The sequence below is a fragment of the Kitasatospora sp. NPDC101447 genome (assembly GCF_044767225.1).
In the GTDB taxonomy this organism is placed as follows: domain Bacteria; phylum Actinomycetota; class Actinomycetes; order Streptomycetales; family Streptomycetaceae; genus Kitasatospora.
Window position 1 is genome coordinate 23,494 of sequence record NZ_JBIWNL010000060.1, and the last position, 10,309, is coordinate 33,802.

Consider the following 10,309-nt stretch of genomic DNA (forward strand, 5'->3'; position numbering starts at 1 on the left):
GGAGAACGGATGACAGCCGACAGCCGACAGCAGACAGCTGACAGCTGACAGATGTTGAAATCTGTCAGCTGTTCTTTGTCATCTGTCGTCGCCCGTCGCCCGTCGCCCGTCGCCCGCCGGCTACCGGAACCGCCGTCCGACCGAGAGCGGCAGCAGCGCCGCGGCCGTCGCAGCGACCGCGACCGTGGTGAGGGCCAGTGGTAGTCCGGCCGCGTCGGCCAGGAAGCCGATCACCACCGGGCCGATCAGCATCCCGCCGTAACCGAGCGACGAGGCGAGTGCGACGCCCTGTGGACCGCCCGCCTCGCCGGCCCGGGCGATGGCGAGCGGGAAGAGGTTGGCGAGGCCGAGCCCGACCAGGACGAACCCGCAGATCGCCACCGGCGCCACCGGGGCGAGGGCCGCGACCAGCATCCCCGCCGCGGCCGTCAGCCCACCGAGCAGCATCAGCCGGGTCTGGCCGAGCCTGATCGACAGCCAGGTCCCGCCGACCCGCCCGCTCGCCATCGCGAACGCGTACGCGCCGTAGCCGGTCGCCGCCACTGCGGAGCTCGCGTGGACGTCGTCGGTGAGGTGCAGGGTGGTCCAGTCGGCGATCGCGCCCTCGCCGTACGCGGTGCACAGCGCGGTGACGCCGAGCAGCAGCACCAACAGTCGGGTGGCCTTACGGCCCGCGCCCGCGCCGCCTTCGCCGCCCGCGCCGGCCGTCGGACCGCCGTCCGCCCGTCCGGCCGCACGGCGGGGTGCCGGGGTGGGCGCGACCGGCGCCGCCGCCGGGCTGCGCATCAGCACGACGCCCGCACCGACCGTGACGGCCATGCCGAGCAGTCCGCTGAGCGCGAGTGCCCACGCGGTGCTCAGTGGCCCGGCGAGCAGTCCGCTGACGCCCGTACCGAGCAGTCCGCCGAAGCTGTACCCGGCGTGGAAGCTGGGCATGACCGGCCGCCGCAGCTGCGCCACCAGGTCGACGGCGGCGCTGTTCATCGCGACGTTGGCCCCGCCGTACCCGGCGCCGAACAGCAGGAGCGCGGCACCGAGCGCGGCCACCGAGTGGGCGTGCGCGGGCAGCAGGACGGCGAGGCTGAGCAGGGCGAGCGATCCGACGGTCACCGGCCGCGAGCCGTACCGCAGGCAGAGTCGGCCGACCATCGGCATGGTGAGGACGGCCCCGACCGACAGGCACAGCAGGGCGAGTCCGAGGGCGCTGTGCGAGGCGCTGACCTGCCTGCGGACATCCGGGATGCGCACGACCCAGGCGGCGAAGAGGAAGCCGTCGACGGCGAAGAACGCGGTGAGCGCGATGCGGGCGGGGCTCCAGGGGCTGTCGGCCACCGGGGGTGTGCTGCGAGACTGGGAGGGCAGGTGGTCCGGTGCGGGACGGGCGTGGATTTTGTTTCGAAGCGACACAAAGTCACAATAGGGGCGTGCAGCTCTCACCTTCAAGTCCGAAGCCGTCGAGCCCGAGGCCGTCGAGCCCGAAGTCGTCGAGCCCGAGGCCCGGCGCGGGGAACGACTCCGACGCGCAGCGCGACGGCCACCGCCGCGCGGCCCCCGACCGCGGTCGGACGCTGCTCGGCCCCGCCCTCTCGCTGATCCACACCGGCCAGACGCCGACCCGCTCGGCACTGACCCGCGCGCTGGACGTCACCCGGGCGACGGCCGGTGCCGTCACCGCCGAGCTGGAGGCACTCGGCCTGATCACCGTCGATTCGCGCCCGGCCGGCGGCGGCCGCGGTCGGCCCTCGCACCGGCTCGCGATCGACCCGCAGGGCCCGGTCGTGATCGCCGGGCAGATCCACGCCGACGGCCTGAGCGTCACCCTGGCCGGCCTCGGCGGCCTGCTCGACGCGCCCGTCCACCTGCCGCTGCCCGCCGCCACCGACCCGGTCCGGATGCTGCGCGCCGTCGCCGAGGCGGGTGCCGAACTCGCCCGCGCGACCGACCGCCGCTGCCTGGGTGCCGCGCTGGCGCTGCCCAACCCGGTCACCGAGCCGGACGGCACCGCGCTCGCCGCGCTGCACTTCGCCTGGCCCAGCGGCACCCCGGTCGCCGACCTGTACGACGTCGAGGTCGGCCGCGCCGACCACGGCCCGAACGCGCTGCGCCCGCTGCCCACCGCGATCGCCAACGACGCCAACCTCGCCGCGCTCGCCGAGTACCGGCACGGCGCCGGCCGCGGCGCCCGCCACCTGCTGTTCGTCACCTCCGGCCACCGCGGCGTCGGCGGGGCGCTGGTGATCGACGGCCACCTGCACACCGGCAGCGCCGGGCTCGCGCTGGAGGTCGGCCACCTCACCGTCGACCCGCAGGGCCGGCCCTGCATGTGCGGCAACCGCGGCTGCCTCAACGCGGAGACCGACCCCGACGCGCTGTTCGCCGCCGCCGGCCTCAGCCCGGAGCCGGGGCGCCCGCTGCTCGACCAGGCGCGCGAGCTGTGCCGGGCGGCCGCCACCGACGACCGGGCGCGCGCGGCGGTCGAGCACGTCATCGACCGGCTCGGGCTCGGGCTGGCAGGTGTCGCCAACATCCTCAACCCCGACCGGGTGGTCCTCAGCGGCCTGCACCTCGACCTGCTGGAGGCCGCGCCCGAGCGGCTGCGCGCGGTGGTCGCCGAGCGCAGCCTGTGGGGGCGCAGCGGACGGGTGCCCATCGTCGGCGCGGAGCTGACGCACGGCGCACTCGCCGGCGCGGCCGAGCTGGGCTGGGGGCCGTACCTGGCGGATCCGCAGTCGGTGCCCGTCCGCGTCGGCTGAGCCCTCGGGTCCGACGGGTCGTCGAGGCGGTGTGGTGAGGCAATAAGCGGAAGCTGGATCCTCGGAAACGGTCACTTATCGTGACACTCATACACTCGTAGTGAGCAGTGGGGGGCCATCGCGAGGGAGAAGTGACCATGAGCACCCAGTCCGGCATCGAGCCGACCGTCGACGTCGATCGCTCCGACCAGGACTACCGTGCCTGGCTCAAGGAGGCGGTGCGCAAGGTCCAGGCCGACGCCAACCGCTCGGCCGACACCCACCTGCTGCGCTTCCCGCTCCCGGACGAGTGGGGGATCGACCTCTACCTCAAGGACGAGTCCACCCACCCGACCGGCTCGCTCAAGCACCGGCTGGCCCGCTCCCTCTTCCTCTACGGGCTCTGCAACGGCTGGATCCGCCCCGGCAAGCCGGTGATCGAGGCCTCCAGCGGCTCCACCGCCGTGTCCGAGGCGTATTTCGCCCAGCTCATCGGTGTGCCGTTCATCGCCGTGATGGCCAAGAGCACCAGCCAGGCCAAGATCGACCTGATCCAGTTCCACGGCGGCGAGTGCCACCTGGTCGAGCGCTCGGACGAGGTGTACGAGGCGTCCGCCCGGCTCGCCGAGGAGACCGGTGGGCACTACATGGACCAGTTCACCTACGCGGAGCGGGCCACCGACTGGCGCGGCAACAACAACATCGCCGAGTCGGTCTTCGCCCAGCTGCGTCTGGAGCCGCACCCCGAGCCCGCCTGGATCGTCGCCACCGCCGGCACCGGCGGCACCTCGGCGACCATCGCCCGCTTCGTGCACTACATGCAGTACGACACCCGGATCTGCGTCGCGGACCCGGAGAACTCCTGCTTCTTCGACGGCTGGGTGCGCCACGACCCGGACGCCGTCTGCGAGAGCGGTTCGCGGATCGAGGGCATCGGGCGGCCCCGGATGGAGCCGAGCTTCGTCCCGGGGGCGATCGACCGGATGATGAAGGTGCCGGACGCCGCGTCGATCGCCGCGGTGCGGGTGTTGGAGCGGGTCCTCGGGAAGAAGGCGGGTGCCTCGACCGGGACGGGACTGTGGAGTGCGCTGCGGATCGTCTCCGAGATGCGCGAGGCCGGGCGGACCGGCAGCGTGGTCGGCCTGATCTGCGACCCGGGGGACCGCTACCTGGACAAGTACTACTCGGACGACTGGCTGGCCGGTGAGCGGATCGACATCGCGCCCTACCAGGAGGCGCTGGAGTCCTTCCTCGCCGGCGGCCCCTGGAGGGGCTGACACCGCGGCCGGTCCGACGGTCGGGGCGGTTCGGTCGGCCGGCGCCCCGTCGGATCGCTCGCAGGCGGACGCAGAATGACGGATGACAGCTGACAGATTTCAGACTCTGTCAGCTGTCAGCTGTCAGCTGTCATCCGTCATCTGTTTGCTGTCATCTGTTCGCGGCCGTCCGCAACCCGCCCGCTGCGCCCGTCAGAAGCATGCCCATGACCGCCTCAACGACCGTGTACAGCCAGCGAGTTCCCGTACGGCTGCGCTACAGCAACAGTCACAGCAACAGCAACAGCTACGGCAGCGGTGCTCCCGGCAGGTCGGCCGGGACGAGCAGCTGGAGCTCCTCCGTGGACGGGTCGGCCAGGTGGGCGACCCGTACCGCGTGCCGCTCGACCATGGTCTCGAAGATCTGCCGAGCAGTGCGCCCGTTGCCGAAGTTGGGGCCGCGCTCCAGCCGCCCGAAGTGCTCCAGCAGGGCCTTCTCCGTTTCGTCGGAGAGCGCGTACTCGTGCTCCGCGCACTGGGCGCGGGCGATCTCCAGCAGCTCGTCCGCGGTGTAGTCGGGGAAGCTGATGGTGCGTGAGAAGCGCGACGAGACACCGGGGTTGGCGGAGAGGAAGCGCTCCATCTCGGCGGTGTAGCCCGCCACGATGACGACGACCTCGTCCCGGTGGTCCTCCATCAGCTTGACCAGGGTGTCGATCGCCTCGCGTCCGAAGTCCCGCGCGCCGTCCTCGGGGGCGAGGGCGTAGGCCTCGTCGATGAAGAGCACGCCGCCGCGCGCCCGGTCGAAGGCGGCCGCGGTGCGGATCGCGGTGGAGCCGATGTGTTCGCCGACCAGGTCGACCCGGGCCACCTCGACCAGGTGTCCGCGCTGGAGCACCCCGAGCGAGGCGAGGATCTCGCCGTAGAGGCGGGCGACGGTGGTCTTGCCGGTGCCGGGGGCGCCGGTGAAGACCAGGTGCCGGCGCAGGGACGGGGCTTTGAGTCCGGCCTGGCGGCGGCGTCGCCCGACCGAGATCAGGTCGATCAGGGTGCGCACCTCCTGCTTCACCGTGGCCAGCCCGACCAGGGAGTCCAGCTCGGCGAGCGCCTCGTCGGCCGGTCGGCAGTCCGGGATCGGGGCAATGCCCGACGACGAGGCTGATGCCGGGATCAACGCGGGGGTCAACGCCGAGGCTGCTGCGGCCAGTTGGGAGACCCGGGGCGAGGGCACGTCGGTGCTCCCGAACGACGACCCGAGCCCGCCGCCCAGCCCGCCGCCCAGCCCGGGGCCGGAACCGCGCCCGGGCCCCGACCCCAGCCCGGGACCGCCGCCCAGCCCCGGCCCGCCACCCGGTCCCGGCCCGGACGTGCGCCCGCTGCCCAGTCCCGGTGCCGCCGCGACGTCGTCCGAGGTGCATCCCTCCGTGACCGGCCCCGGCTCGGAGAACTCGAACCCGGCCCGCTCGTTCTGCTCCGCCCGGCACCGGGTGAGCTGCGTCCGACAGCCGTCGATGATGTGGAAGCCGAAGCCCTTGCCGTGCGAGACCCGGCAGTCCTCGAAGGTGCCGCGCCCCTGCGCCGAGACGTACACCCCGGCGTCCGTGCTGGCCCGCACGCTGCAGTCGCGCAGCACCGGGTCGGCGCCCTTGGTGACGATCACGCCGGTGGCCACGTCGGAGATCTCGCAGCCGGTGAGCAGGCCGCCGCTGCCGTGGTCGCGGAACCAGAGGCCGGTGCCCGCCTCCTGCACCCGGCAGCCGGCCAGCGAGACGGTGGCCCCGCCGCTGACCGAGACCGCCGAGCTGCGGATCCGGCTGAAGGAGCAGCCTTCGGCGGTCGCGGCGGAGTCCCGGTCCAGGACGAACAGGGCGTCCGGCAGGTCGTGCAGCGAGCAGTCGGTGAGGGTGAGCCGGGCGCCGTCGCTGACCCACAGCGCCGGGTACTCGCCGTTGGAGCCGTGGATCTGGCAGGCCTCGGCGACGGCCTCGGTGCCCTGGTCCCAGACCGACAGCGCACCGCGGCCGAAGTCCCGGACGGTGCTGTGCGCGAGGCTGAGCCGGGAGCGTCCGCGCAGGTCGGCGCCGTTCTCCGGCAGGTCGTGCACCCGGCATCCGGTCAGGACCAGCTCGGCCTCGCCGTCCAGGGTCAGCCCGTTGCCGGTGACCCGGTGGATCTCGCAGTCGACCAGTCGCCCGCCCGCCTGCGCCTCGGCCTGCACGCCGCTGCCACGGATCTCGTAGATCTCACAGCCGGTCAGCTCGGCCGCGCTGCCCGGGTCGGAGAGCAGCACGCCGGCGCCGGAGGCGTGGTGGACGCGGCAGCGGTCCAGGGCGGCGGTCGCGCCGCCGAGGACGGCGAGTCCGGCCTGGCCGGCGGCGGCGACCTCGCAGTCCTCGAACGCGGCGGCGGTGCCCTCGCCGCGCAGCCGCAGCCCGAGTCCGCCCGGGTTGGCGACGACGCAGCCGCGCAGGGTGGGCCGGGCGCCGTCGGTGATCTCGATGCCGCTGGCCGAACGGGTCTCGATCCGGCAGCCGCTGAACGCCGGTGTCGCCTGTGCGCCGGTGACCAGGACGGCGGGGGCGGAGCTGTCGCCGCCCTCCACGACCAGGTCGCGGACGTTCGCGGCGGCGGTGACGGTCAGTGCGACCCCGGAGCGCGGCTCGATCCGTACGGTGCCCGGGCCGTGGGCCGGAACGATCGTCACCGGCTTGTCCAGCAGCACGTTCTCCCGGAAGGTGCCGGGCCGGACGGTCACGGTGTCGCCGGCCTCGGCGGCGGCCAGGGCCTCCGCGAGCGTGTCGTACTCGCCGGCGCGGCGGCGCCAGCGGGATGCGCTGTCCTGGGTGACCCGGACCCTGTGCTCAGCCATGACGGTCTGTCGTCCCCACCTTCGTCGTGCCGGCGTGCAACGGGCCGAACGCGCGGGGGTGCGCGGGCCGTCCGCCCCACCGTAGCGCGCTCGCATGGGTGCTCCGGCCGACCGTTCTCGCGCGGACACCGGTAGAGCCCACCGCCGCCACAGGTTCCGACCACTTGTTTCAACGAGCGCGCACAGCGGTGGTTCCGTGCGGCGGCGGTTCGGCCAATCGGCACGCGCACGCAGCGACGATCCGGTGCTGCAGCGGCCGCCCGCGGCAGCTCCACGCGGACTCCCGTCCACGAGACCACGGCGACCACGGCGACCACGGCGACCCGGGCACCGAGACGGCCGGGGCAGCCGAGGCGACCAGGGCACCGAGACGACCCGGCCGGCCGGGACGGTCAGGACCGCCCGGCCGGCCCCGGGGCGCGGCCCGTGCTCAGCGCTCGTCGGCCGGCCAGTGCGCGCCGTCCTCCAGCACCTCGACCTCGTCGCCCACGCGCAGCGTGCCGAGCACGTCGCCCTCGACGCCGACGGGGCGCTCGGGGATCAGGTTCTGCCCGAAGGCGGCCTTGCGCAGCAGGCGGTGGTGCCGGGCCAGCGTGCGCAGCGGCTCCTTGCCGCGCCGCTCGCCGGTCTCCTGGTCGGTGGTGGTGATGACGCAGCGGCCGCAGGGCTTGACCACCTTGAAGGTGAGCCCGCCGATCCGGATCCGGCGCCAGCCGTCCTCGGCCCAGGGCGCGGAGCCGGCGACGACCACGTTGGGGCGGAAGCGCTCCATCGGCAGGGGCGCGTCCTCCTCGGGGTGCTCGGCGGCGATCAGCTCGTTGAGCCGGTCCAGCGAGGCGGTGGTCGTGAGCAGCAGCGGGAAGCCGTCGGCCATCGAGACGGTGTCGCCGGGCTCGCCGTACTCGGGGTCGACGGGGCGGGCGCGCGGGTCGTCCAGGTGCACCAGGCGGTAGTCGCCGAGGTGTTCGGCGATCCACTGGTGCGCTTCCTTGGCGGCCTCGGCGGCGCGGAAGCGGGTGCCCCAGACCTCGACCTCGGCGAGCGGGTCACCGGCGGCGACGCGGGGGGCGTGGATCTCGATCCGGGAGCCGTCGGGGGCGGTCAAGGTGAGCGAGCCGTCGGGCAGGAGGGCGGGTCGGATCTGTCCGAGGGCGGCGTCCTCACGCTGGCTGACGAAGCGTCCGGTCGGGTCGGCGAGCATCCAGCGGCGGTCTCCGGCCAGGCCCCAGGGATGGACCACGGCGGTGTCCGGGCTCAGGCGGTACATGGACTTGACGGGGTAGACGTGGAGTCCGGTGAGCTGCATTCCCCCATCCTGCCAGCCGCCTTCGTGCTGGTCACAGGCCCCCCGTACGCGCACGGACCGCCCGGACGCCGTGGGGGGCGTTCCGGGCGGTCCGTGGATGACCCGTTTCTCCGTTCGCCCGGCGTTCAGGGGTCGCCGGGTGGTGCTCAGGTGGTGTGCGGGTGCGGGCCGCGTGGGGGACGGCCCAGGGGGTGTCAGCGGTTCAGTAGCCCTGGCCCTGCGACTGGTAGCCGCCGTTGCCCTGGAACTGGCCGGGGTCGCCGTACGGGCCCGGGCGCTGCGGCTGCATCGGGCGGACCGGCGCAACGGGTGCCATGGCCGGGCGCAGCTGGGCGCCGCCGAAGGACTGGTCGCCGCCCTGGCCCGGGAACCCGGGGCCGCCGGCGGTCGGGCCGCCGAAGGACTGCTGGCCGCCGAAGCCCTGCGGGCCACCGGGCTGGCTCTGGCCGAACCCGCCCTGGCCGCCGCCCTGCTGGGCGCCGAAGGACTGCTGGCCGGCCTGGCCACCGATGAAGGTGTTCTGGCCGCCGAAGCTCTGGCCGCCGGTCGGCTGGTAGCCGCCGCTGGCGGTCTGGGTGAAGGCCGGGGTCGCGGGCTGCGGTCGCTGGTACGGCTGGGGGGCGCCGTAGCCGGGGACCGGCGGCTGCGGGGAGGCGTACGCCGGCGCGGGCTGCGCGGGGATGTACGCCGTGGAGGGGCCAGCGGAGGGGCCGCTGCTCGGGCCGGGGCCCAGGGCGAGGCGGGCGGGCGGCAGCGCGGGGAGGTTGCTGCCGGCGCTCTCGTACCCGTTGCCGTACCGGTTCTCGTAGGACTGGCCGAGGCCGGATCCGTAACCGGACGACAGTGCCGGCGGCAGGGCGGCCGGCACGTTGATGGGTGCGATCTGGGGGACGCCGCGCTCAGCCACGAGGCTGTCGTAAATCGGCGTGCCGGAGGAGAAGGACGGAGAGGGGTAGCCGACTCCGTCGTAGGAGCGGGGCGAGGTCATGGGGCATACGGTAAGCCCACAATGCGCCTGCTGAGGAGAGCGGGAGGGGGAGCAGTTCGAGTGTTTACACAGTCTTCGCTCGCACAAAGGTTTCGAAAGTGGGAAGAACGGACAAACCGGAGTCCAGATCCGGACAACCTTGGCACCCCGTCAGTGATCGAACAGCGCCCGGACGGTGCCGCCGGACGGCCTTGCGGTGACCGGCCGGTAGACGGTCGGGGACCTCGCGGAGAAACTTTTGCGGACGGGGCGTGCGCTGGCGCATTCGAGCCCCCGCCGAGGGGGCGACGGGGGCTCGTGAATGTTTCGGGGATAAAGGCCCCGTGAGCACGCTGATCACCTGGTCCGGGCCGGTCGACCGGTGGCGGGCCGGTGGTCGCTGGCGGATCCGACGGACGCGCTCCGGTCCGGTCGTCGCGGGTGGGTCCGGGGGCGCGGGTCAGTGCGACTGCAGCGCCTGGGTCTGGGCGGGCAGACCGGGCTTGCCGACCTCCGACGTGCAGAACGAGCAGCGGCTCGCCGCGGCCGGGATCGAGCTCAGGCACTCCGGGCAGTCCACCTTCGCGGCCGGCGCGGGCTTGGCCGATTCGAAGCGCGCCTGCAGCCTGCCGACCGGCACCACCACGGCGAAGTAGATGACGGCGGCGGTCAGCACGAAGCCGATCACGGCGTTGACGAAGAGGCCGTACGGGAACCGGGTGCCGGCCACCTCGAAGGTCTTCTGCGTGAAGTCGCCGACGGCACCGGATGCGACCCCGACCAGCGGGGTGAGGAAGGCGCTGACGAACCCGGTGACGACGGCAGTGAAGGCCGCGCCGATCACGATGCCGACCGCGAGGTCCACCACGTTTCCGCGCAGCAGGAAGCTGCGGAATCCCTTGAACACCGGGCGACTCCAAATCCGTACGGGGAAGGGGCAGATGGGGCAGCACGGCGGCGCCCCGGCCGGACATCCTGCCGAGCGGTCCGGGCCGAGGTCCAACTGCGTTCACCCGATCCGCCTAACGGGCCCCGGGGCCGCTCGGGAGTCGGCGGCAGCTCGGCGGTGCCCCAGCGGTGGCTAAGAAAGTGTTGGGTAATTGATCAACTTCATGGCGTGATCCACTGGTGGTGATCTTTGCGTTGCCCTGTCCGCGAAGATCACCGCCATGTGTGTCT

The 10,309-nt window shown here is 73.5% G+C and carries 7 protein-coding genes; 2 read left to right on the forward strand and 5 right to left on the reverse strand.

The features are described from left to right. Nucleotides 1–120: 120 nt before the first annotated feature. Nucleotides 121–1,332, reverse strand: coding sequence for an MFS transporter (locus tag ACIRST_RS40940; protein ID WP_350526185.1), 1,212 nt, complete (start codon nt 1,330–1,332; stop codon nt 121–123). Nucleotides 1,333–1,568: 236 nt separating this feature from the next. Between ACIRST_RS40940 and ACIRST_RS40945 the strand changes: the two genes are divergently transcribed. Further along, nucleotides 1,569–2,753 (forward strand): ROK family protein, encoded by a 1,185-nt coding sequence (locus ACIRST_RS40945; protein WP_350526201.1) that lies wholly within the window; start codon nt 1,569–1,571, stop codon nt 2,751–2,753. 137 nt (nt 2,754–2,890) lie between these two features. After that, nucleotides 2,891–4,009 (forward strand): PLP-dependent cysteine synthase family protein, encoded by a 1,119-nt coding sequence (locus ACIRST_RS40950; protein WP_402809560.1) that lies wholly within the window; start codon nt 2,891–2,893, stop codon nt 4,007–4,009. Nucleotides 4,010–4,295: 286 nt separating this feature from the next. Here the strand turns inward: ACIRST_RS40950 and ACIRST_RS40955 are convergent, their stop codons facing one another. The 4 genes from ACIRST_RS40955 to mscL all read right to left on the reverse strand — a co-directional run bounded on the left by ACIRST_RS40955 (nt 4,296) and on the right by mscL (nt 10,037). Continuing rightward, entirely contained in the window at nt 4,296–6,857 is a 2,562-nt protein-coding gene (locus tag ACIRST_RS40955) for a right-handed parallel beta-helix repeat-containing protein (protein WP_402809563.1), read from the reverse strand. A gap of 430 nt (nt 6,858–7,287) precedes the next feature. Continuing rightward, nucleotides 7,288–8,163: an MOSC N-terminal beta barrel domain-containing protein gene (locus ACIRST_RS40960; RefSeq protein WP_350526188.1), complete on the reverse strand. Its 876-nt coding sequence runs from the start codon at nt 8,161–8,163 to the stop codon at nt 7,288–7,290. A 202-nt stretch (nt 8,164–8,365) separates the two neighbouring features. Then, entirely contained in the window at nt 8,366–9,151 is a 786-nt protein-coding gene (locus tag ACIRST_RS40965) for a DUF6643 family protein (RefSeq protein ID WP_350526189.1), read from the reverse strand. 439 nt (nt 9,152–9,590) lie between these two features. Then, complete coding sequence (gene mscL / locus ACIRST_RS40970) at nt 9,591–10,037, reverse strand: large conductance mechanosensitive channel protein MscL (protein ID WP_350526190.1); 447 nt, start codon at nt 10,035–10,037, stop codon at nt 9,591–9,593. Nucleotides 10,038–10,309: the final 272 nt, after the last annotated feature.

What these genes read in the sequence shown, in the direction of transcription:
- ACIRST_RS40950 (WP_402809560.1), top strand. Translation starts at nt 2,891, where the DNA reads ATGAGCACCCAGTCCGGCATCGAGCCGACCGTCGACGTCGATCGCTCC.
- ACIRST_RS40955 (WP_402809563.1), bottom strand. Translation starts at nt 6,857, where the DNA reads ATGGCTGAGCACAGGGTCCGGGTCACCCAGGACAGCGCATCCCGCTGG.
- ACIRST_RS40960 (WP_350526188.1), bottom strand. Translation starts at nt 8,163, where the DNA reads ATGCAGCTCACCGGACTCCACGTCTACCCCGTCAAGTCCATGTACCGC.
- ACIRST_RS40965 (WP_350526189.1), bottom strand. Translation starts at nt 9,151, where the DNA reads ATGACCTCGCCCCGCTCCTACGACGGAGTCGGCTACCCCTCTCCGTCC.